19 protein-coding genes are annotated in these 21,653 nt (G+C 57.9%); 12 read left to right on the plus strand and 7 right to left on the minus strand.

The features are described 5' to 3' along the window. Positions 1 to 200: 200 nt before the first annotated feature. Both J2129_RS01700 and J2129_RS01705 read left to right on the plus strand, forming a co-directional pair. Positions 201 to 701 (plus strand): DUF4365 domain-containing protein, encoded by a 501-nt coding sequence (locus tag J2129_RS01700; protein ID WP_209629025.1) that lies wholly within the window; start codon positions 201 to 203, stop codon positions 699 to 701. Then, the gene (locus tag J2129_RS01705) at positions 698 to 1,846 is read left to right on the plus strand and encodes a hypothetical protein (RefSeq protein ID WP_209629028.1); all 1,149 of its coding nucleotides are present in this window, start codon (positions 698 to 700) and stop codon (positions 1,844 to 1,846) included. Before J2129_RS01700 ends, J2129_RS01705 begins: the two co-directional genes overlap by 4 nt. Before the next feature lie 50 nt (positions 1,847 to 1,896). Here the strand turns inward: J2129_RS01705 and J2129_RS01710 are convergent, their stop codons facing one another. Together J2129_RS01710 and J2129_RS01715 are read right to left on the minus strand one after the other, a co-directional pair. Next, a complete protein-coding gene (locus tag J2129_RS01710) occupies positions 1,897 to 2,091 on the minus strand; it encodes a hypothetical protein (protein ID WP_209629030.1) in 195 nt (64 codons plus the stop codon). 61 nt (positions 2,092 to 2,152) lie between these two features. Continuing rightward, positions 2,153 to 2,356: a hypothetical protein gene (locus J2129_RS01715; protein WP_209629032.1), complete on the minus strand. Its 204-nt coding sequence runs from the start codon at positions 2,354 to 2,356 to the stop codon at positions 2,153 to 2,155. An 83-nt stretch (positions 2,357 to 2,439) separates the two neighbouring features. Between J2129_RS01715 and J2129_RS01720 the strand changes: the two genes are divergently transcribed. From J2129_RS01720 to J2129_RS01740, 5 genes are all read left to right on the plus strand, one after another. Beyond that, positions 2,440 to 3,678, plus strand: a complete 1,239-nt coding sequence (locus tag J2129_RS01720; RefSeq protein ID WP_209629034.1) for a hypothetical protein — start codon at positions 2,440 to 2,442, stop codon at positions 3,676 to 3,678. A 15-nt stretch (positions 3,679 to 3,693) separates the two neighbouring features. Then, positions 3,694 to 4,026: a zinc ribbon domain-containing protein gene (locus tag J2129_RS01725; RefSeq protein ID WP_209629036.1), complete on the plus strand. Its 333-nt coding sequence runs from the start codon at positions 3,694 to 3,696 to the stop codon at positions 4,024 to 4,026. A 35-nt stretch (positions 4,027 to 4,061) separates the two neighbouring features. Further along, entirely contained in the window at positions 4,062 to 4,256 is a 195-nt protein-coding gene (locus J2129_RS01730; protein WP_209629038.1) for a hypothetical protein, read from the plus strand. 222 nt (positions 4,257 to 4,478) lie between these two features. After that, positions 4,479 to 6,443, plus strand: a complete 1,965-nt coding sequence (locus tag J2129_RS01735; protein ID WP_209629040.1) for a copper-translocating P-type ATPase — start codon at positions 4,479 to 4,481, stop codon at positions 6,441 to 6,443. 1,147 nt (positions 6,444 to 7,590) lie between these two features. Next, entirely contained in the window at positions 7,591 to 10,821 is a 3,231-nt protein-coding gene (locus tag J2129_RS01740; protein WP_209629042.1) for a DNA methyltransferase, read from the plus strand. Positions 10,822 to 10,833: 12 nt separating this feature from the next. Here J2129_RS01740 and J2129_RS13105 read toward each other — a convergent pair whose 3' ends face one another. From J2129_RS13105 to J2129_RS01750, 3 genes are all read right to left on the minus strand, one after another. Beyond that, positions 10,834 to 10,962 carry a hypothetical protein gene (locus J2129_RS13105; RefSeq protein ID WP_281069786.1) on the minus strand — a complete coding sequence of 43 codons (129 nt, stop codon included), beginning with the start codon at positions 10,960 to 10,962 and terminating at the stop codon, positions 10,834 to 10,836. Positions 10,963 to 11,734: 772 nt separating this feature from the next. Beyond that, complete coding sequence (locus J2129_RS01745) at positions 11,735 to 11,947, minus strand: hypothetical protein (protein WP_209629044.1); 213 nt, start codon at positions 11,945 to 11,947, stop codon at positions 11,735 to 11,737. Between the two features lie 331 nt (positions 11,948 to 12,278). Further along, positions 12,279 to 12,755 (minus strand): YbhB/YbcL family Raf kinase inhibitor-like protein, encoded by a 477-nt coding sequence (locus tag J2129_RS01750; RefSeq protein ID WP_209629046.1) that lies wholly within the window; start codon positions 12,753 to 12,755, stop codon positions 12,279 to 12,281. Between the two features lie 127 nt (positions 12,756 to 12,882). On the opposite strand from J2129_RS01750, the gene J2129_RS01755 reads away from it, so the two are divergent. Together J2129_RS01755 and J2129_RS01760 are read left to right on the plus strand one after the other, a co-directional pair. After that, on the plus strand, positions 12,883 to 14,295 hold the full coding sequence (locus tag J2129_RS01755; protein ID WP_209629049.1) for an MFS transporter: 1,413 nt from the start codon (positions 12,883 to 12,885) through the stop codon (positions 14,293 to 14,295). A 380-nt stretch (positions 14,296 to 14,675) separates the two neighbouring features. Next, entirely contained in the window at positions 14,676 to 15,131 is a 456-nt protein-coding gene (locus J2129_RS01760) for a ferritin family protein (RefSeq protein WP_209629051.1), read from the plus strand. A gap of 18 nt (positions 15,132 to 15,149) precedes the next feature. Here J2129_RS01760 and J2129_RS01765 read toward each other — a convergent pair whose 3' ends face one another. After that, positions 15,150 to 16,478, minus strand: a complete 1,329-nt coding sequence (locus tag J2129_RS01765; RefSeq protein ID WP_209629053.1) for a deoxyribodipyrimidine photo-lyase — start codon at positions 16,476 to 16,478, stop codon at positions 15,150 to 15,152. 975 nt (positions 16,479 to 17,453) lie between these two features. Between J2129_RS01765 and J2129_RS01770 the strand changes: the two genes are divergently transcribed. Beyond that, a complete protein-coding gene (locus J2129_RS01770) occupies positions 17,454 to 18,353 on the plus strand; it encodes an A/G-specific adenine glycosylase (RefSeq protein WP_348632275.1) in 900 nt (299 codons plus the stop codon). Here J2129_RS01770 and J2129_RS01775 read toward each other — a convergent pair. Next, on the minus strand, positions 18,350 to 19,753 hold the full coding sequence (locus tag J2129_RS01775; protein ID WP_209629057.1) for a PQQ-binding-like beta-propeller repeat protein: 1,404 nt from the start codon (positions 19,751 to 19,753) through the stop codon (positions 18,350 to 18,352). The genes J2129_RS01770 and J2129_RS01775 overlap by 4 nt on opposite strands. Positions 19,754 to 20,220: 467 nt before the next feature. Here J2129_RS01775 and J2129_RS13175 point away from each other — a divergent pair, with 467 nt between their 5' ends. After that, positions 20,221 to 20,505 carry a DUF427 domain-containing protein gene (locus tag J2129_RS13175; RefSeq protein ID WP_209629059.1) on the plus strand — a complete coding sequence of 95 codons (285 nt, stop codon included), beginning with the start codon at positions 20,221 to 20,223 and terminating at the stop codon, positions 20,503 to 20,505. Between the two features lie 58 nt (positions 20,506 to 20,563). Further along, a complete protein-coding gene (locus J2129_RS01785) occupies positions 20,564 to 21,040 on the plus strand; it encodes a pyridoxamine 5'-phosphate oxidase family protein (protein WP_209629061.1) in 477 nt (158 codons plus the stop codon). Positions 21,041 to 21,653: the final 613 nt, after the last annotated feature.

Raw genomic sequence — 21,653 nt, forward strand, 5'->3', positions numbered from 1 at the left:
CCAGGGGGGCCTCTGAGGATTCTTTTTTTGTAAGTAGTGGCACTAGGTGGAGGAGGTACTTAAGGAATATCTCTTTCTAGATGAGTAATTTTGAGACTGGCATTTCAATTAATCTTATTTTTTATACGAGAATATTTTCAAAATAATTATATTGTATGGAATTTTGATTCAATGTAAAGTGGTCTATTAGGGGTCGATAGATGCAGTACGAAATGCGGATGGAAGAGTTCAGCTACGCATACATTCATGCGGTGGCTTCAGTTGCAGGATGTGGTGTCGACAGACCAAGAGTTGACCATGATAGCGTCGACATAACGATAAAAAGGAAAGGAGGGAATGGAAAATATAGATCTCCACAAATTGACGCACAAATTAAATGTACTGGCCAACAAGATTTAGTTGATGACAATCATATCAAGTTCCCTTTAAAAATAAAAAATTACAACGATCTTCGAGACGAATTTCGATCAGTCCCTACGATTTTAATAGTCGTTTTTGTGCCGAGAAATATCAATCATTGGCTCACTCAAGATGAAGAATGTTTAGCATTATCCCATTGTGGCTACTGGGTGTCTCTTGCAGGGGAACCAGAAACCAATAATACTGCATCAAAGATGGTATATGTTCCAAGAAGTCAAGTTTTTTCAGTTGAAGAATTGGATGCGATGATGAACCGGGCGAGTAATGGAGAAAAGATATGAAACTAGATCCTAGGGATTATTCATTACTATCATCGCTTCACCCTTTAGATATTGCGGAATATCTATCTTCAAGAGGTTGGAAAAATTTAGAGGTAAATCCCGAAAAATTCTCTACATGGGAGTATGTTGATGAAGAAAACAATGATAGGAATATTTTCGATATACTTCTCCCTTTGAATCAAGAATTTAAAGATTATGAGATAAGAATTGGTGAAATCATAAATATTCTTGAAAATGTTGAAAAGAGGCCGCAAATAGAAATTTTGAAAGATTTACAGATGATTTTTGCAGATGTAGTTCGAGTTCGTAGGGATACTCCTGAAACATCTCAAGGCAATGTTCCAATTAATATGGGAGTACAATTGGTTCAACAAGCAAAGGAAATGGTATTGGCAGCTGCTTGTTCAACGATTGAACCTCGCCCTTTTTTTCCTCCGAAAAAATTCAAAGACGCACTTGAGTATATGGAAACCGTATTTATGGGTCAAACAGAAATAGGGAGTTATATTCTACCAATAATCTCGAAACTTCCGCCACCTTACAGGGGACAACAATATTTATTCGAACCATTCGAGCGACAAGTCACTCAGAATTTAGCATGCGCATTAAACGTGATGAATACAACAGCGCAGGAGTATATTGAGAAGACCTCTCCAGATGATTCTATTGAGATATTTAAGTCTACAGTACAAAAAGGAGTAAGTGCAAATTTGTGCGAAGCTGTAGTCGAAATGAGTTCATTCAATGATGATTTTCAGGATGTTGAATTCGGCTTCACATGGTCACCAAAATATCAAACCGATCAAGACATTCCAAAAAAAATAGTTCTAAAAGCCGAAAAGATGCCAATTTTTGAAAAAGCTGCAGACTACTTAAGAGAATTTGAACCCAAAGAAAACTTTGTAGTCTATGGTCCAGTATTAAGGCTTGAGCGACTGGAAGAATCAACAATGGGTAAAATTACCGTCCAATCTTTTGTTTTTGGATCTGTTAGAAACATCAAAATCGAATTGTCTGAACACGACTATCATTTGGCAATTCAAGCTCATGATCAACAAAAGAATGTATATTGTAAAGGAACATTGCAAAAAGAAGGTAGAACATATTGGCTTTCGGTTGTCCATCATTTTGACGTAGAAAGTTAGGTGGTGAAACAACTTGGAAAAATATGCCTTTCTCTTCATAGAATATTTCTTTAAAATACTCTTTTTCTAAATCTCTTCATTAGGCAATAGAAGACGAAAAATCCGTTTTTCTCCTGGACAACACACATCGATAACCCCTCCCCCGAAGACCGATGGATCCACACCACGAACACCGCCACTGGGCGGCCGTCGCCGACTTCAAGCGCCGGTTCATCGTCTCGGCCGTCGTCTACTATGTCTTCCACGGCTACCCCTTCCTCGCTGGGAGACGAGATCTTCACCCCTCCTCACCCGGCCCGCCGCCGTTCACCCCTCCTCCTCCCCGAAATGCTCGACGAGCCTCTCGAGGGTGAACGTATTTCTCAGTTTGAAGGCGCTGTTCTGGCTCGCCCTCAGCCCCTTCGTCCAGAACGCCTCGTCCTCCGGAACCGTCTTCGACCATTCGACCCTGACGAAATATTCGCACCGCTCCGGGTCGTCGGGACCGTGTTTGACAATCGAAAACCCCATCCAGACCCGGCGATAAAATTATTCGAAAGAACCCGATTCAATTGCCGTAGAATTATATATCCATGACGTGATGATCTCCTATCATGGCCTTGAACACCCGGTCGAGAGGATCGGAACTCTCGGTCGTTGAGAGAGAGATCGCCTGCAATAATAGATACGAGGACGTCGGCTATGTGCAATACGATACGAAAGACGGCCATTATTTTTACCTCCATCCCTCGCCCTTCCTGCCCACGGCCAGAAAAGAGATCTATTATGCCCCGACCTCTCCCCCTCCAGAGTACGAGTTCGTCGAGGTCGAGGTCTCTGAGAGAACACAGGTGTTCCTGGACAGGGCCTGCAAAGACCATCTGTATGTAAAGACGATCTGCGGATGGAAACCCTTCGACATCACCCCCCTTGCGACACGGAGAAAAAATCTCGACTTCATGGAGATCATCGATTATTTCACCTATCCATATAAGGGCGAAGCAGATATCGTTCAGGAGGTCGCGACCTGTTCGACGCTGTTTGCGTTCTCGTCCCCGCCGATAACCGGCGAGACCGGCGGGATCAAGACCGCGGTCTTTGGGAAAAACTATCAATGGGATCTCTTTCAGAGGCCGTTGAAGATCATCCCCCCGGAATTCAAGAAGATCAGTTCTGAGTACTATTATTCGGTCTCGAAAACCGATCGACGGATCAGGAAAACGAGCGGAGAAATAAATCAGGCCATTCTCAGGCCTGAAAAAATGGTCTCAGACCTCCCGGTCGTGATCGACGAGACCGCCAGACGAACGTTTTCGAAGGGACACCACGAGAACCACGAGATTGAGGCGGGAGTCATTATCGCCCAGGTGCTGGACGGGTTGCTCCTGAAACCGGAATCGTCAGACTCCATTGGAAAAATGATGGGCAACGTCATCTATGAACTGCGGGACGAGTACCTATCCGCCGGACAGGTTCCTTTCAACCAGAATGTCGGGGATGCGGTTCCGAGACTGGCCTCATCATATGCCAGGGTGCAGTCCAACCCCGAGATCAGAAAAGAGGACGTCAGGTATGTGGTCGACATGTGGTCGTCGATGTTCCAGAGGGCGGGGAAACTCTTGTCGTACCCGATGAAGACGCACCACATGTACGAACTGACCGGCGAAGGGCGGAGAGTGTACTTCGAGTGCTACGACGTCTTCGGGGCCGACTATAATATCCCGATCACGGAGGCGATGGACACGGTCACCGTCGGCCCCGTCGAGTTCGAACTCGCCGTCGATTCCCTGGTTGAGAAGGGATATTGCAAGAGGAGCAGGGATGCCATCATGCTCCTCGAACCCTGCCGGTAGGAGAAGTCTCTGGGCGTGTACCCGCCAGACTGGCCAGCCAGAGCAGGAATAATTAATATATCATCAGATGATGGGACGGAGCCTATGCAGATCTGTCCAGATTGCCATGCACAATGCTCTGATGATGCAAATTATTGTGGAGAATGCCTGGCAAAACTTCCCGACGCCAGAAGGTGGATGGTTGATTCCAAAAAAATACTGGAGTTTCCTGAGACAGAACGTCAAAAAATTTCTGAACATTCGCAGACGGGCCTGAACGATGAAAAATTCAAGAGCCGTCTCTTCCTCGCAATCTTCGGGCAGGCAGTAGACAGATCGATCCCCCTTCCTCGGACGAGCGTTACCTGAGTAGTGAGATTCTGAAGATAGTGTCTGATGAGGCAATGAAAGACAGCGTGATGAAGTTCAAGGTCGTGAAGGAGTGGGGGAGCAGGCTCTACCCCCATCCCCTCCGTGATCGCGATCTCCTCATCGGCCTCTGTGCACGCATTTTCCGGCCGCGCCTTCTCGGAGAGTTCATCTCAAGACTCTCCGACCTTTCTCTCGCAGAAGATAGCGATGGATTATGGCTAGAATGATCTTCATCCCTTCGTCACGCACACTTGCATCCATACCCTTCCCGAACGATCGCGCCGGGGGCGCGGCTCCCCCAGACTCCTGGGATGGCGAGAGAGGGGAGGGGCAGAGAATAAACCATGAAGGGGGAACCCAATCCCCGGCCACTCTTCATCAGCGGGGGTTCGGGGGGCCTCTCCCGATCCCCTTTTATACTGTCACCTCCCTTCCCGCCCTGAAGACCGATGGATCACGATCACGGCCACCACGGGGCAGGCGGCGGACACCAGGCGGCCCTCGCCGACTTCAAGCGCCGGTTCATCGTCTCGACCATCCTCACCGTCCCCATCCTCCTCCTCTCCCCGACCATCCAGACGCTCCTAGGGTTCAGCTTCGACGTCCCCGGCGCCGCCTACATCGTCCTCGTCCTCGCCACCGTCGTCTACCTCTACGGCGGCTACCCCTTCCTCGTTGGGATCGTCGACGAACTGAAGGCCAGGATGCCAGGGATGATGACGCTCATCGCCGTCGCGATCACGGTCGCCTATTTCTACAGCGCCGCGGTGGTCTTTGGTGTTCCAGGCGAGGGGTTCTTCTGGGAACTTGCCACCCTGATCGACATCATGCTCCTTGGCCACTGGATCGAGATGCGCTCGGTGCTCGGGGCGTCGCGGGCCCTCGAAGAACTCGTGCGGGTCATGCCCCAGGAGGCGCACCGCCTGGGGGACGGCGGCGTCGAGGAGGTGACGGTCGAGGTGCTTACCGTCGGGGACCGGGTGCTTGTGAAGCCGGGTGAGAAGGTTCCGATCGACGGCGTGGTTATCGAGGGGGAGAGCAGTGTCAACGAGGCGATGCTGACCGGCGAGTCGCAACCGGTGAGACGGCGGTTCGGCGACCCTGTCATCGGCGGGGCGATCAATGGCGAAGGCTCGCTCGTCGTCGAGGTGGAGAAGGTGGGTGCCGACACCTATCTCAGCCAGGTGGTCGACCTGGTGCGCCGGGCCCAGGAGAGCAGGTCGCGGACCCAGGACCTTGCGAACCGCGCCGCCTTCTATCTCGTCGTCATCGCCCTCTCGGTCGGGGCGCTGACTTTTGTCGGCTGGGTCTATCTTGTCGGCGACGCCGGGTTTGCGATCGAACGGGCGGCAACGGTGATGGTGATCACCTGCCCCCACGCCCTCGGGCTCGCCGTCCCGCTGGTGATCGCTGTCTCGACCGCCCTTGCGGCCCAGTCCGGGTTCTTGATCCGGGATCGTCAGGCCTTTGAGCGGGCAAAAGATATCGGGGCCGTGGTCTTTGACAAGACCGGGACGCTGACCGAGGGGCGGTTTGGGGTGACCGACCTCCTTGCCTTTGGGGACCGGGACGAAGAGGAGGTGCTGCGCCTTGCGGCCTCCCTTGAGGTCCGCTCAGAGCACCCGATCGCGAGAGGGATCCTGCGGGAGGCCGAGGACCGTGGCCTGGCTCTGGAACCCGCCGAAGAGTTCAGGGCGGTCCCTGGCCAGGGGGTGGAGGCGGTCGTCGCCGGGCGGCACCTGGAGGTGGCGGGCCCAGAACCCCTGCAGACCGACCCGAGGGTGGAGGCGCTACAGCGGCAGGGGAAGACCGTTGTCTCCCTCATCGAGGAGGGGACTCCCATCGGGGCCCTTGCCCTTGCCGACATCGTGCGCCCTGAGTCTCGCGAGGCGGTCGCCCGCCTCAAGGAGACGGGGGTCCAGTGCATGATGCTGACCGGCGACAACCGGTTCGTCGCTGCCTGGGTGGCAGAGGACCTGGGGCTGGATCAGTTCTTCGCCGGCGTCCTCCCTCATGAGAAGGCCGAAAGAATCGCGGAGGTCAAAAAGAACCACGTCGTCGCCATGGTCGGCGACGGGATCAACGACGCTCCGGCCCTTGTCTCCGCCGATGTGGGAATTGCGATCGGGGCTGGCACCGACGTTGCCGTCGAGAGTGCCGATATCGTGCTGGTCAGAAACGACCCCCGCGACGCCGCGGCAATCGTCAACCTTTCGAAGAATACCTACGCCAAGATGGTGCAGAACCTCTTCTGGGCCACCGGCTACAACGCCGTTGCCATCCCGCTCGCCGCCGGTGTGGCAAGTGGCTACGGACTCGTCCTCACCCCGGCGGCCGGAGCGATCCTGATGAGCGCGAGCACCGTCATCGTGGCGGTCAATGCCCAACTCCTCCGCGGGTCGCACTCAGGATAGATAGGACCATTGTCCTCCTGCATCTTCGTGGTCTGGGCCTGAACGCTGGTTCTGGAGGACCTGGCATGGACCCACCTTCATGGGAGGACACCCAGGGAACCCACTACCCTAGTGCTGCTCCAGAACCCCGAGGATGGCGATCGGGGCGGGAAGGCAGAGCGATGATCATGAGTTCAAGCCTCAGAGAGTTTTGGGATATGGTCCATGAAAATGATCGCGGAGATCATAATGGTTTGAATTCACAGTTCTGTAGAAATTCTCTGGACAGGTATCTTTTTCCCCGGCGTGAAGAGAGGCGTTGGACGGCATTACACTCTTCATGGCGATTGAGTGTGCCTTCCAGGCCCTATCTTCATCCCGGGGGTCCGGGGGCAGCGCCCCCGGCCGAAGTGGTGGGAAGGCGGGCGATGCACATCTCCCCAAAGAGGTGAGGGGTTCTACAGAGCCCTCTTTTCATCACTTCAACCTCGGTGTCCTGCGATGAAGGAGGAGCGGTGATACACTTATTCTTAGAGAATTTTCAGTATTTTCGGCTCTGTAGAAACCCTCACTTCCTCTCGGTGCAAGGGTGACCCAATCGCCTTCCCACACAATCACGCCGGGGGCGCTGCCCCCGTACAGCGAAGATCATAGATCTTCTCGACTCCCTCCGGTCGTCCCCCTGGACCACGATGGGACCGGGAAGGCACAAAAAATGACCATGAAGAGGGGATTGCCGTCCTCTGCCTATCCTCGTGCAGGGGGTTCGGGGGGCGGCGAGCCCCCCGTCGAAGAGAACCATCAAGAGGGTTTCTCCAGAGCCGTATTTTCAATTGCGTATGCGTGAGCAAGATGTTCGTGCCGGATTCTCCAGGGCTAAACAAATTCGCTGAATGAAGATGAGGCCGTCTTCGCCCTCTTGTGTATCATGAGGGTGCGGAGGACATGTCGGGAGCCATATCTCCAGATCTGAGGACCTTCATCTCTGTAACCACCAGGCTTCTCTCACCGTCCCTGCATCATCTGTCCGCCCGCAGGGCCGCAGGGTGATCTCCCGACCCATTCTGCGCGCCACACTAATATATTCCCCATGATATGAGTGGATCAATTTTACCCTGTGCTGCCCGGTGCGTGCCTGGCATTCCAGGGTACCGGGGGGTTGAGAGAGATGCCGATCAGTCTGAATGAGAGTGGGGACCTGCGTTCCCTGGAGAAACACCTCTCTTCTCTCTCCGCACCAGAGGACATCCCCGGCCTCTTCTCCATCCTTGGATACCCGGAGGAGCGTCTGCAATGGGGTCAAGAAGACATCGACCCCGGCCTTGAGGGTGCGGAGAGGATCTCGACGCTGTCGTCTCTCAGGATCTTCGAAGACGACCTCAGGATATTTTTACTTGAGACCTCGTCGCTGGACCCGGAGTTTATCCATACTGTCACCCATGCCCTCGGGCGCCGGAACCCAAGATCCCTGGCAATTTTTACGATTGATTACTCCCGCGTCGTCTTTGCCTATCCCAGAAGGAGTGACAGGACCAGGAAGACCACCCGCCTCACCATAGACCCTGCGGCCCTCTGTCCTGTGCAGGTCAGGGCGCTGGGGCGGATGGCATGTCCGGCAGACCCCGCACCGTCCGCGGTCTGGAGACGCTGGGGAGAGGGGTTCGACGTCGAGGCGCTTTCCGGTTCGTTTCTTGCAGGCTACAAGGAAATCTTTTTTCGTCTCTGCGAGCATGCCGCAGGGGTGTCCCCCGAGGAAGCCCGTGCATTCTCGTTGCAGTGCCTGAACAGGCTGATCTTCATCTATTTCATCGAGAAGACATGGTGGCCAGGGTCCGCGCACTTCATGAGGTGGGTGTGGGAAGCGTATCTTTCCAAGGGGCTCTATGGCTCTGGCCGGTTCTATCAAGACTGGCTGCGAGCGATCTTTTTTCAGGGATTGAACGGCCGGAACCATGAGATCACCGGCCTCCCTGACGAGGTCGTCGGGGTTCTCCGTACGATCCCCTATCTCAATGACTCTCTCTTCGTGGAGGGGGAGGTCGAGAGATCAGGACTCACGCTCCCCGATGAGATCTTTGAAGAGGTGTTTGCATTTTTTGAGGCCTACCCCTTCACCCCCCGCGAGGCCACGCTCTATGACGAGGAGGTCGCGGTCGACCCTCAGATGATCGGACATTTCTATGAGTGGTATGCCGCAGAAGGCGCTGGCAGGAAAGACCAGGGGATTATCTACACCCCGAGAGTCGAGGTCGACTTCATGTGCCGGCGGGCCGTGGCCGGAGCGCTGAGAAACCAGATGCCAGACCTCCCACGCGAGGGCCTCTATCATTTTGTCTTCGATCCCCCTTGGGAGAGAGAGAAGACCCGCACGCTTGACCTGCATCCCGGGGCCTGGCGGAGGGTCGACGACGCCCTTGGCGCCCTCCTGGTCGTCGACCCGGCCTGCGGGTCAGGGGCCTTCCTGGTCGGGATGCTCGACCTCCTCGCCGAACTCATCCATACGCTCCATACCCGCACCAGCCCTGGCGGCCCCGACCATGACGTCCGGTCCGGGGTCCTGCAGCGATCTCTATATGGCGTCGACGTCATGCCATGGGCGGTGCAGGCCGCCCGAATGAGGCTGTGGCTCTCCCTCGCCGCCGGGACCGACCTCGCGATAGACAGTCCCCTCCTCCCTGACCTTGACCAGAGACTTCGCGTCGGGGACGCGGTGGTGGAAGGAGATCTGTTTCGCTGGGACGTCGAGTTTGTCGAGGTCTTTCAGGAGAAGAACGGGTTTGACATCGTCATCGGCAACCCCCCCTATGTCCGCCAGGAGCTCATCTCCCCGCCTGCCAGGGGGGAGGCGTCGGCGGCCACTCCTGCCGAGCGGCGCGAGTACAAGGCCAGGCTCATCGACACCGTCTGCTCGTGCTTTCCCATGGTCACACGGTTCGACAGAAAAAACGATCTCTACGTCTACTTCATCTTCCGCGGTCTTGGCCTCCTCAACAAGAACGGGATCTGCTGTTTCATCACCTCGAATGCCTGGCTTGATGTCGGGTATGGCCGGGACCTCCAGGAGTTTCTCCTCAGGTATGTCCCGATTCATGCGATCTACGATGTCCCAACACGAAGTTTCAGGCGTGCCGACGTGAACACCGTCATTGCGGTCTTCGGGGCCCCTGAACTCCTGTCTTCCAGGGAAGCCTCTTGCCTGACATCGGCCTCAAAGACCGCAAAGTTCGTCCGCTTCAGCCGCCCCTTCGAGGAGGGCGTCTCGGCGGAGACAATGGTCGCGATCGACCTGGCCCGGGTGGGGACGAGGGCAGAGGGCGGGGGCCTGCCCGGAGTGGCGGAAAACATGGTCAGGACAGAGGCGTGCCGCATCGTTCCTCTTCTCCAGGCAGCCCTCCTCGAAGACGGGCTGAGCCAGGGCCGGGGCGGGAGAGGGGCATATGGGGGGGACAAGTGGGGCGGGAAATATCTCAGGGCGCCTGACATCTTCTATACCCTCTTGAAAAAAGGCAGGGGTCACCTGGTCCGGATCGGAGACGTCGCCCCATTCAGGCGCGGGATCACCACCGGGTCGAATGCGTTCTTCTACCTGGACAGAGAGGCGCAGGCGAGATGGGAGATCGAAGAGGAGTTCCTGAGACCGGTCTTCAAAAGCCCGCGGGAGAGCAGGCGCATCATGGTCGACCCAGAGGCGCTTGAGTACAGGGTGTTTGTCTGCACCAGCCCGAAGGACGAACTCAGGTCCACGAATGCGTTACGATATATCGAGTGGGGCGAGGCGCACGAGGTGAGGGTCAGGGGCGGCGGCGGGAGGGGGGTGTGGGTGCGGGGCTACCCGCACCTGAGGACGCTGGAAGAGAGAAAACGATGGTATTCGCTGGAAGAAAAGAAAGGGACCATCTTCTGGAGCAAGGAGACGCACGACCGTCTCGGGTGTTTTCTCTCAGAGGAGTCGGTGGCATGCGACTGCAGACTGTATGCCGGCGAGGGCCCGACTGAGGTCAAAAATGCGCTCAACAGCACGGTCACCCACCTCTTCTCCGAGGTTCTTGCAAGGAGCAATTTAGGATGTGGGGCAAAGTCGGTGATGGTCTATGAGGTCAATCAGTCCTATGTGCCCTCCGGGATCGAAGGGTTGACCGAGGGCCTTGTCGTGGAGGACCGCGAGTGCAGGTCGATCTTTGCAGAGTGCGGGTTTGATCCGGCCCTCCCGTTCAGGGACCAGGACCCGGCCCCACTTCCTGACCGCGAGCGTCTTGATGGGATGATCTTCGAGGCGTTCGGGCTGACCGGGGAGGAGCGAGATGAGGTCTACTATGCGGTCTGCGAACTGGTCCAGCAGAGACTTGCGAAGGGGAGGCCAGGCCAGTCTCTGAGTATGAACAGGGCGTTCTTGCCGTGACTTCGCGCCGTCTCAGTTCTCCGCGGTGTATTTCCTGTTCATGTGTTTTTCGAGCGCCAGGATGATGACGTCGCTCATCTGCAGGTCTTGCGGAGGTCTGTCCTCCGCCTCGTCTGCCTGGGTGGGGGGGTGTCGAGCCATAGGTCTTCGGGGATATGGCAGATGATATACTGTCCATTTTAATAAATGGTTCGGTTCTGGTCTGGGGAGGTGGGTTGAGAACAGTGGAGGGGTTGGCAGGGGGAAAAAGAGGGCGGATGGTGGTGCAGGTTCTGTCGGGGTGGGGCGTGGCCACTGATGAAGACCCTGTCATGGGGTGTTGGGAGGGTGATCGTGTCCAGGGATTCAAGAATCATCAGATGGGTTTGAAGATGCATGTAAAATCTCGTCGTGATGCAACTCTTTCACGATCCATACAAGAAACAGTGAACCCTTCCCTACTTCGTCCCACCCACCTTACGGTGGCCTCATCCTTTTCGGGAAGGACTTACTCACTGAGTGATAATCCATGCTGAGATTTTTTATTTTTTCGGCTCTGGAGAACCCCTCACTCATTCCAGGTATACGCGTGACTCCCTCGCCTTCCCCGTTTCTTTGGCCGATCCGCACATCGAAGATCAAAGATCTTCTCAAACTCACTCATAACGAGAAAATTGCTGCCCCCCTCTTATCATGTGCTGGGAGTTGCACCCCCCAGGGACCACCCCCACAGAGAGAGGAGAGGCGTTGGCGACAATGAGGTGGTCTCACAGAGTGTCCTGCTCAGAGGGAGCGGCACCGATTCACACACTCTGGAGCCCCACGATCATGTTCATCCCGTAGCCTGAGCAAAGAAGGTTCATGTCTGATTCTACAGAACCCTTCATTCTATTCTCTCTTCTTGCGTATCCTGGCATGATGAGACATTCCCTCATCATCCCCCAGAAAAAATCTTGCTGAGAATTCCCGGCGGGTACCGTCTGATCCCGATCTTGAACACCCCCTCGTCCAGGGGTTTGACATGCACCTGGTAGGTGCCGTTCTCCCTCACCGTGAACTCAGGGCGGAACGGGAGGTAGTCGTGCTCAGGACGCGTCAGGTCGAAGGTCTCGTCGAAGACGACATAAGGACCCTTGTGGACCAGCACGCTGATCCTCTCCGGCCCGGCATACCACTCGACGACCCAGATCTCGTATCTCGCCTCGGTGGTGAGGTCGACCTCATACTCAGACTCTTCTGAGATCTCCTTTCCAAGGACAAACGTCCCGCCGTCGATACGCGGGAGGACACCATAGAGAAAGGTGATCAGCAGGAAGAGGATGAGATAGATCTTTGCGACCTCCTTTAATTCCTCGGAAGTGACCAGATGCCATCACGCCCGCACAGGAGTATCGAAGAACCCGCGATAATAATTTTCGACATAAAATATAGGAATTATTGGGGGTGCCCATGGTCATAATAAACAGGAGGGTGCGGCTTCACCTCCCGTACAGCACATAGGTGTCCCCGTACTGGACGACATGCCCGCTCATCGCGTCGAGGAGCTCCTTCTTCGTCGCCCCGGCCGGAAGGTCGAGCATGGTGTCCAGGCCAAAGACCCTGAACTGGTAGCGGTGCTGCTCCCCCCGCGGAGGGCACGGGCCATTGTACCCGATCTTCCCGAACGAGTTCTCCCCCTGTCGTGCAGAGAGAGGAAAAGAGATCTCGGCGTCCTTTGCAAGCCCCTCAGGGATCACCCGCACCGGCTCCATGTTCCAGATGAGCCAGTGGGTGAACCCCCCGCCTCCCGGCGAGTCGGGATCGTCGACGACCATGACAAGCGACTTCGTCCTCTCGGTGTCCACCCCTCCCAGACCGACGGCCGGCGAGACATCCGCCCCGTCGCAGGTATAGTTGGGCGGGAGTTTCAGGACCGCGATCTCGACACTCAATTTGGTGACCGTTTTTCCGATCATGATAGTCCCCGCGCCCCCTTCGGTACCGACGATTAATATATCTTCTCTACAGGTGAGGGGACGGTTGGAGAAGTATGATGAGCCAGGGGAACCTATCTAATATGGAATTTATTTCCTGGTCGATACCGTGAAACAACCCTTTAATCTCAACGATCCTCGCTACCATCTTGCCGCACTCTTTATCCTGTGCATCACCGTGGCCGCCACGATGTTCACCGAGGCGATGATCACCCCGGCGCTCCCGATCATCCAGGACGAGTTCGGGGTCTCGAGCGTCTGGACCTCGTGGATACTGATGATCGTCCTCCTCGTCGGGGCGATCATCACCCCGATCATCGGCAAATGCGGCGACCTCTACGGGAAAAAACGGATGATGGTCCTCTGCATGAGCGTCTATCTCGTCGGCGTCTTTGCGAGCGGATGGGCCACCGACATCTGGTCGCTCATCTTCTTCCGGGCCCTCCAGGGCACGGGTCTGGGGATGTTCCCGCTCGGCTACGCCCTGATCAGGGAACAGTTCCCTGAAGAGAAGGTGCCGGTTGCGATCGGGACCATCGCCGCGATGTTCGGGGCCGGCGCCTTTGTCGGGATGTTTGTCGGCTCCTGGATCATCGAGCATGTCGGGTGGAGGATGACCTTCCACGTGATCACGCCGGTGGTGGTGCTCCTCCTCCTGGCCATCGCCCTCGTCATCATTCCCTCGCCGTCGGCACAGACCTCCAGGATCGACCGGAAAGGTCTGGTCACCATGACCCTCGGCCTCCTCACCCTCGTGCTCGCCCTCACCATGGGGGCGCAGGTCGGGTGGGCCTCGCCTGAGGTGTTCCTCTGCGGGGTGTTGACCCTCGCCTTTGGCGTCATATTCGTGCGGACCGAGAAGGCGGTCGCCGACCCGATGGTCGACCTTGAGATGATCAGAAACCCGCCAGTGCTCATTGCGATGGCGATCGGGTTCTTTGTCTCGATGATCTCGTTCATCATCATCCAGACGCTCCCGTACCTCATCGAGAGCCCGACCGGGCTTGGGCTCTCCAGGCTGACCGTGGGGCTCGTGATGATGCCGGGGGCGATCGCCGACATGATCTGCGGCCCGCTCACCGGGGTGCTGATCAGGCGGCGGGGCGTGCGGACCGCCATGCTGCTCGGGACCTCTATCGTGGCGGTGGGTGCGGTCTGTTATCTCTTCCTCCCCCTCTCGGTCGCCTCGCTCGTCGTCGCCGGGCTCTTCTATAATGCCGGGATGTCGGTGGCCCTCACCAGCAACACCATCATCGTCGTCAATGCCGTGCGGCCTGAGGAGACCGGGGTCGGGACCGCGGTCTACCACACCGTCCAGAACCTCGGCGGGATGATCGGCCCGATCATCGCCGGGATCTTCCTCACTCTCCACACCGTGGCGGTGCCGGGGTGGAGTGTGGAAGTACCGACACAGGATGCATTCCTCGGGATCTTCGTGACGGTCACCTGTCTTGCGGCCCTGGTCCTCGCCCTCAGCGGGAGACTGAAGGACCCAAAGCGAAACGGCGCCGGTCGGCGGTGAACGCCCTCTTCAGGGTCGCTCTCCCGCTTCCCCTATCCTCTCCCGCTCGCACCTCGGAGACCAGAGATATACAGAAGATCCAGGTGGGAGACTGCCGCCCCCTCGGCTATCTTCTCCGTCACACGCAGAGAGGGGCGGGAAGGCCAGCGCAGAAGGACCTGATGAGGACGTCGGAGCGGAACCCTCGAATTGTTCTTTCATGATAACGCACGAGAGGGAAACCCTGATCTGGTGCACGGGGGATCAGACAACTCCCCTCATACCCCGTCCTCCTGGAGAACGGGGCGTCAGGATCCAGAATAGGTATGGGGACACCGGGCGGCATGCCGACATATTTATATAACGTGACCCGCCCTCTCTCTCGCCAGAGGGGGACAGGTATGAAGACCGAGGAATACCGACAGATCATCGCGAGCGCCATCGACAAAGAGGTGGAGGCCTATGTCTTCTATGAGGAGATCAGAGACCGGGTGAACGACCCGGTCCTCCAGACGCTCTTTCGGGAACTCGCCTCTGAGGAGAGGCAGCACCGCAAACTCCTGGAGAATTATCTTGCGGCACGGCCGATGGAACTCCACTTCGACGAGTCACGGGACTACAAAGTCTCGGAGACCTTTGACCGTCCAGGACCGACGTCCGACATGAAACCGGTGGATGGGATCAAACTGGCCATCAAACGGGAGGAGGACGCCGTGGAGATGTACCGGCAGTTCGCCGAACTGAGCACCGACCCTGAGCAGCGCAAGGTCTTCGAGCAACTGGCCAGGATGGAACTCGGGCACAAGGCGCGGCTCGAAGACCTGTACACCGAGATGGCCTTCCCTGAGGTCTGGTAAGGGAGGAGATCTCTCCTCTTATTCGCCGAAACGCTTCGCGTAGCGGTCGGCGTCGAACTTTCGTCTGAGCCCTCTTGCATTCATGTAGCGCACCTTCCCGAAGATGGGGCGCTCCTTCCAGGCCCGGTCGTGCTTCCCGAAGCACCAGGCCACCCCGGCATAACTGTTCGGGTCGCGCCCGTCGAGTTCGTAGCGGTTGTTCAGGACGAGGAGGGCGTGATAGGCATCTTCAGGAGTGGAAGACCATTCGATGACTTTTTTGCCCCAGTACATCCGCATGTAGCCGTGCATCTTCCCGGTGGCGAGGAGTTCGCGCTGGGCGGCATTCCAGTAGGGGTCATGGGTCGCCGCCGCTTCGAGGTCGGCGAGGGCATAGTCGTACTCCCGCGGGTCGCCGGCGTGCTCCTCAAGGGTCGTCGCCGCCCATGCCGGGAGGCACTGGAGCGAGGCGTACGCGGGGTTGTAGTGGACGAAGTTCATCGAGAGTTCGCGGCGGACGATCAGTTCTTCGAGATATGCGGCAGCGTTCGTGTCGCCGACCGCACGGACACGGGGGGCGATCTCAAGCGGCGAGATCTGCCCGAAGTGGAGGTACGGGCTCATGCAGGAGAGGACGTCGGCGTTTGGGTCATTGCGTTCGGTCGCGTAGTGCTCGAGTCTTTCCCTGACAAACTGGTCGAGGAGTTGGCGGGCCGCGGCGAGGCCGCCAGTAAAGTATCCCGGCCCGGCGTCCTCTTCGGCCCCGAGTGTCCTGAGGAGGGTTTCGAGGCGGTCGAGCCTGAGAGAGTCGTAGGTCTCGTCGTCTGCCGAGCGCACCCGCACCTCGTGGTGAACAGGAGGGGCGGGGAAGGGGTCGAGGTGCCTGGCGACCCGGCGCCTGAAGGTCGCCGCCGACCATTCCTCTTTTCTCGAAGCTGTCTCCACCGGGACGACGACGTCGCCCTCCACCTCGACGAGCGACACCGCCAGTCGATCGGCAAGGAGGGCGCGGTCCTCCACCTGGCCGCGGAGATATCCGCGGTCGGCGACTACCAGCGCCGATTCCTCCCCGAGGGCGGCCACCCCCTCTGCCGGCGGTCCGGGCCTGAGCACAAAACCGATCCCGCGTGCGGCCAGGCGTTCCCTGGTCTCAGAAAGCCCTTCGAGCATGAACCTGAGGTGGCGGGCCTGCCGCCCCTCGCCTCGCGGGTCCAGACAGAATACCACGACCAGGGATTTTTTGAGGGCGTTCGCCTGCGTGATCGCGTACTCGAGGGCCGGGTTCCACTCGGGCCGCTGGGAGGCCTGCATCCAGTAGAGCACGTGCCGACCGTTGCCGAAGGCGTGCCGGTTGAGTCGACGGATCATGGGGGATGATCGGAGGGGGAAGAGATAAAAGAAGTCATGGTCCTGGAGACCCCTGCCCTTTCCTGGGACGAAACGCGACCGACCCGCCACCCCCACTCTCTCTGGCGGGGCGCGTGCCTCTCAAAGATTGGAAATTATCTCAGGCTCCTTCCGGTCTCACTCGAAGATCAATGATGCACGAAAGATCGGAGATCTTCCATGGACCTGGCGTGTAGAACTCCCGCTCCTCTTCGAGGGGCGAGCATGACTCGATCATCTTCCTCTCTGTTCGGCCCCAGAACCCGCGAGATGGCGATTGGGCAGGGAAGGTTGAAGAGAAGATCCCGAAGAAAAAAAGATCCAGAAGAGAGATATGCTATCCCCTGTCCATCTTCATAGATAGAGGGGTCTGGGGGGCATTCGCCCCCCGGTGAAGAGACCATCAAGAGGGGCTCTGTAGAAACCCTCTGGTCAGTTATCTCTGCGGGTGTCGTGCCGCCCCCCGGTCCCCCCGCCACACGATAGGTCAAGGACGGCAGCACGCTCTTTATAGTCATCTATTCTGCCTTCCCGACCTTATCGTGGTCCCGGGGGGTCCTGGGGCAGAGCCCCCGGCCACTGGGGTAAGAAGGCGGGCGACACACGTCCCCTCACACAAGAGGTGAAGTTTACCATGAAAAACACTGGCGGTGTTTTTCAAAGAACCGCTTGGAACGTTGTTTCATCAGCGATTCTACAGAGCCCGATGATCTTTGATCTTCGAGATACGAACGATAGTATGTTCGAGAAAATCTCTGATTTTCGAAGTACGAGGGTGAGCGGGTTTGAGAAACACGGAGTATTTCGGGAGGGGTTCTGGCACGAGGGTGAGGGAAGACCGCCTCCATGTCTGGATGCAAACCCCCTCTTCATGATCCGCTCTCCGCCTCCCCTGGGAGGGGCGAGGTCGCGGGTTTCACCAGAGCCTTTTTTGCGCCTCCCTCCCTGATCCTATCGGTGTCTGGCAACGAGACGACCTCTACCGACGAGCACGCCCGATTGATCCGGGCGTTTGAAGAGGCCCTGCGAGAGGAGGGGCCCGGCGTTGAGGCATGCGCACGGTTCAGAGTGGTGATATGCCATTATTTCCGCTATCATGCCAGGCAGATGCCCTGGCGGGAGACCGACGATCCCTACCGCATCTTTGTCTCAGAAGTGATGCTCCAGCAGACGCAGGTGGAGCGGGTGCGCAAAAAATATCCCGAATTTATCGAACGTTTCCCGGACTTCGCCGCCCTTGCCGCCGCCGAACCGCGGGAGGTGCTGGAGGCATGGCAGGGACTTGGCTACAACAGGCGGGCGCTCGCCCTCAGGCAGGCGGCGCAGACGATCATCCAGGACTTCGGCGGGACCGTCCCGGACGACCCTGCGGTCCTCCAGACCCTGCCAGGCATCGGGAAGGCGACCGCCTCTTCCATCGCCGCCTTCGTCCACAACCGCCCGACAGTCTTTATCGAGACCAATGTCCGCCGGGTCTTCATCCACTTCTTCTTCAAGGGCCGTGGAGAGGTGCAGGACACCGAGGTCCTCCCTCTCGTCGCGATGACCCTGGACCAGGCGCACCCGCGTGAGTTCTACTGGGCGGTGATGGACTATGGCACCATGCTCAAGAAACGCTACCCCAACCCGAACCGCCGGAGTGCGTCGTACCGCCGGCAGGCGCCCTTCGAGGGGTCTGACCGCCAGGTGCGCGGGCGGATGCTGAAGGCCCTCCTTGATGATGAAGGGGGGAGGCTCACGATAGAGCGCCTGATCATGAAAGGAGGGGTCGACGAGAAGAGAGGGAGAGCGATCCTCAAAAAACTCCTGGCCGAAGGGTTTGTGGCCGAAGAGGAGGGGGAGTACCGGATCCCTTAGGCCTCAGGAGGGTCAGGGAGGGAGGGGATGGCCGGGAAGGCCCCCATCGGAGCGGTGTCCCCGGTCACTGCGACGACCCCGTAGGCGGTGAGGGGGTACGGCGACTTCCCCTCGAAGATGAGGCGGTTTTCTGGGTCGTAGCCGATAAACCTGGTGGGGATGACCTCGGCGTCCGTCGTCAGGATCCCGTCCTCGTCAGGGAGACAGGTGGCGATCTTTACCTGACCGGTGCCGCCGTGAGCGGCGACCCAGGAGGCGTCGACGGTCATCCTGACCATGACCGCCGAGTCGGCGTCGGCGGTGCGGCGTGAGATCTCGGTGACCGCGGCGCCGTCAGAGGTGCCGGCGATCTCGGGAGCGGGATCTTCTTTGAGGGCAAAGGAGTCGGCAAGATACTCGATCCCGTTCTCCTCCCCTCTGGTGTATGAGAAGACAGGCGTGGGCATCGGGTCCTGGGCCTCGCCGGTATCTCCGACCTTCTCTCCTTCGAGCACCACGAGGCGGTTGCCGCTCCCGCCGGTGCCATAGACGATCATGCCGGCGTCGGGCGTCATCGAGAGACAGAAGACCGTGGTCCCGGCGTCATAGCCCCATAGTTCCTCTCCATTCTGGTCCAGAAGAGTGACGGTGTGCCCGGATGCCACGGCGACCCGCTCTCCGTCTTCTGCGACCGCCACCCCGAAGATGCGGTCGTCGGCAGTATATTTCCAGAGGAGGGTGCCGTCACGGTCGAAGAAGTAGACGGTGCGGTCCATCGAACCTGCGGCGACGTAGCCGCCGTCAGGGGAGAGGGCGACGTTGCCGACGGTTTCGCCGGTCTCGTAACTCCAGACGAGGGTGCCATGGTCGGCGAAGTAGGAGACATTGTCGTCCTTGCTCCCCGCGACAAGGTATCGACCGTCCCTTGAGAGGGCGAGACTTGCGGCGTCATCGCCAAGGGTGCCCATCCACTCGGCAAACCCGTTGGCCGAGTAGACCCCGAAGACGTGGTTGTCGAAACCTGCGGCGACATGTTTACCGTCAGGGGAGATGGCTGTGCTGTAGGCGAAAAAGCCGTTGTCCTCGATCTGTGTCGCCACCTTGCCGTTCTGGTCGACGACCCTGACCTTGTCTGAGGCCCCGGCGACGTACCTCCCGTCTTCGCTGATGGAGACCTGGAAGACCGGCGACCCGGTCGGCACTTCCCAGACCTGGGCGCCTTCGCCGTCGAAGAGGCGCATCGCCCCGTTGGAACCGGTCCCGACAGCGACATAGGCACCGTTGGGTGAAACTGCGGTCGAAAGAACTTTGCTCCCTATTGCAACGTCCCAGAGTGGTTCAGGCTGTTCGTCGGCGGCGACGACCCCCCAGGGGACGATCAGGAGTGCGAGACAGAGGGCGATGTGCAGAAATGATCGCATGTTACCGCCCCCTGCCAGTGCCATGATATGCTGTCCATACTGCCATCATTTCCACAGGTGTCGGTTGTATGGGTATAATCATTCCGATAGATACAATTGAAATTATAGGAGATTTCTCCGGAATTGGGAGGTCGACTGGGGGGAGAGGCGGGAGCGGACCTGGTATCTTTCGCGAGATGTCGGGATACGGTCCGCGCTTCATAGGGGTGATGGGAATGGACGGTCTCTTCTCCTGTCATTGTTCTATGGCGGCGGGGTTCCACCCGCACCTCTGCGATCGTTCTTCAAGACGCACGGAGTGCCGGGGAGAGTTGAAGAAAAAGAAGGGCCCGAACTGGCCGTGCGCGTCTATCACGCTGCTCCGGTCGGTCCGAATCCCAGGATGTCGGCGCGAAGAGGAGCAGTCCCCAGGGTGCTGGGAAAGCCTTATCTGTCGCGCGCTCAAGGGAGGGGCAGGGGGTGGGGCCGTGCCGAAGGCCAAGTGGAGAGGAAAAGTGCTCGCAGAGAGCGACGAGGTCATGCTGGTCGAGGGCAATGTCTATTTTCCACGCGAGTCGGTCCGTTTCGAGTACCTGAAGGAGTCGCCGACGAAGACGACCTGCACCTGGAAGGGGGAGGCCCGTTATTACTCGGTCGTGGCCGGCGGCGAGGAGAACCGGGATGCTGCGTGGTATTATCCTGATCCGAAACCTGCGGCCGAACAGATCCGTGGGTATGTCTCGTTCTGGAAGGGGGTGAAGGTACGTGACTGAGAATGTAAATGAAAATCTATTTAGAGAGGTGCAGGAGAAACGCACTGAGGAAGCACCCATGGAAATCGTAAAGATCCCGAAGATGAAAAAAGAGGAGTACGACGCCCTCATCACCGACGGGTATGTGGCCCGCATCGCCTTCCAGGGCAATAAGTATCCGTACATCGCCCCGTTCCTGTATGTCTTTGACGGGACGTTTCTGTACTTCCTCTCCACGAAGTACGGGCGGAAAAATGATCTCTTCAAGAAGAGTCCCTATGTCTCGGTGGAGATCGAGAAGTATGCCGAGGACCTCTCCTGCTACACCTTCGTGACGATGCAGGGCTACCTGGTCCAGGAGGAGGACTCGATCCAGAAGAAGGTCGTGCGCAAGATGTTTGTGGACATGATCGAGGATCGGGCCCTCTCCCCGAACATCCTTGCGGCCCTCGGGCACAAACCTGGCGAACCGATCGATGCGATCGCCTCTGAAGGGCGTTCGAACATCTGGAAGTTGACCGGCGTCGTCGATATTGTGGCGTTGAAGAATTTCTGAACGGCTCTGTAGAGATTTCCTGAGCGGCGGTCTCGTGCCACCCCTGGTCCCCCTTTTCATCCCCTGGGTCCTGGGACGCCGCGTCCTGGGCGAGAAGAAGATAAGGGGAGGCGGGAGGTCTACGCTCATACCAGGTATTGGTGAGGGTTTCTACAGAGCGCGCTGAACTTTTTATGGAGGGGGTCCACGCCATGGGACCGCCTGCCCTGCTCAGGTCCCCAGGACTCATTTTTTGCAAAGCACATGTGTGAATCCTGGCCCATGGGAGGGTGTACCCTCCTCGCAGGGATGGGTGTCCAGAGGGTTTGCCATGAGCATATCCCGAACTCTCCTGCCCTCTCCCACCTGCCCGCGCCGGGAGCGCGGCTCCCCCGGGCCTCCTGGATGGCGATTGAAGCAGGAAGGCAGAGCGATGATAGCGAAGGCGGGATGCGAGCCCCCCCCTCACTCTTCATCAGCGACGGGTTGCGTCCTGTCTTCATGGTTTTTTCTTTGCCTTCCCGGCCCTATCATCATCCATCGCTCTCATCGGTGAGGGGGCGGCCAGGAGGGTTTGGGGATGACCTCCATGAAAAAGATCCTGAAGATCAGGTCTGTAGACACAGGTATGAAC

Source organism: Methanofollis sp. W23 (genome assembly GCF_017875325.1).
In the GTDB taxonomy this organism is placed as follows: Archaea; Halobacteriota; Methanomicrobia; order Methanomicrobiales; family Methanofollaceae; genus Methanofollis.

Bases quoted from the DNA above. Each gene is read 5' to 3' on its own strand.
- J2129_RS13105 (WP_281069786.1), bottom strand. From the start codon at position 10,962: ATGGCTCGACACCCCCCCACCCAGGCAGACGAGGCGGAGGACAGACCT.
- J2129_RS01700 (WP_209629025.1), top strand. From the start codon at position 201: ATGCAGTACGAAATGCGGATGGAAGAGTTCAGCTACGCATACATTCAT.
- J2129_RS01750 (WP_209629046.1), bottom strand. From the start codon at position 12,755: ATGATCGGAAAAACGGTCACCAAATTGAGTGTCGAGATCGCGGTCCTG.
- J2129_RS01765 (WP_209629053.1), bottom strand. From the start codon at position 16,478: ATGATCCGTCGACTCAACCGGCACGCCTTCGGCAACGGTCGGCACGTG.
- J2129_RS01740 (WP_209629042.1), top strand. From the start codon at position 7,591: ATGCCGATCAGTCTGAATGAGAGTGGGGACCTGCGTTCCCTGGAGAAA.
- J2129_RS01715 (WP_209629032.1), bottom strand. From the start codon at position 2,356: ATGGGGTTTTCGATTGTCAAACACGGTCCCGACGACCCGGAGCGGTGC.
- J2129_RS01735 (WP_209629040.1), top strand. From the start codon at position 4,479: ATGGATCACGATCACGGCCACCACGGGGCAGGCGGCGGACACCAGGCG.
- J2129_RS01730 (WP_209629038.1), top strand. From the start codon at position 4,062: ATGAAAGACAGCGTGATGAAGTTCAAGGTCGTGAAGGAGTGGGGGAGC.
- J2129_RS01705 (WP_209629028.1), top strand. From the start codon at position 698: ATGAAACTAGATCCTAGGGATTATTCATTACTATCATCGCTTCACCCT.
- J2129_RS01720 (WP_209629034.1), top strand. From the start codon at position 2,440: ATGGCCTTGAACACCCGGTCGAGAGGATCGGAACTCTCGGTCGTTGAG.
- J2129_RS01775 (WP_209629057.1), bottom strand. From the start codon at position 19,753: ATGCGATCATTTCTGCACATCGCCCTCTGTCTCGCACTCCTGATCGTC.
- J2129_RS01785 (WP_209629061.1), top strand. From the start codon at position 20,564: ATGGAAATCGTAAAGATCCCGAAGATGAAAAAAGAGGAGTACGACGCC.
- J2129_RS01760 (WP_209629051.1), top strand. From the start codon at position 14,676: ATGAAGACCGAGGAATACCGACAGATCATCGCGAGCGCCATCGACAAA.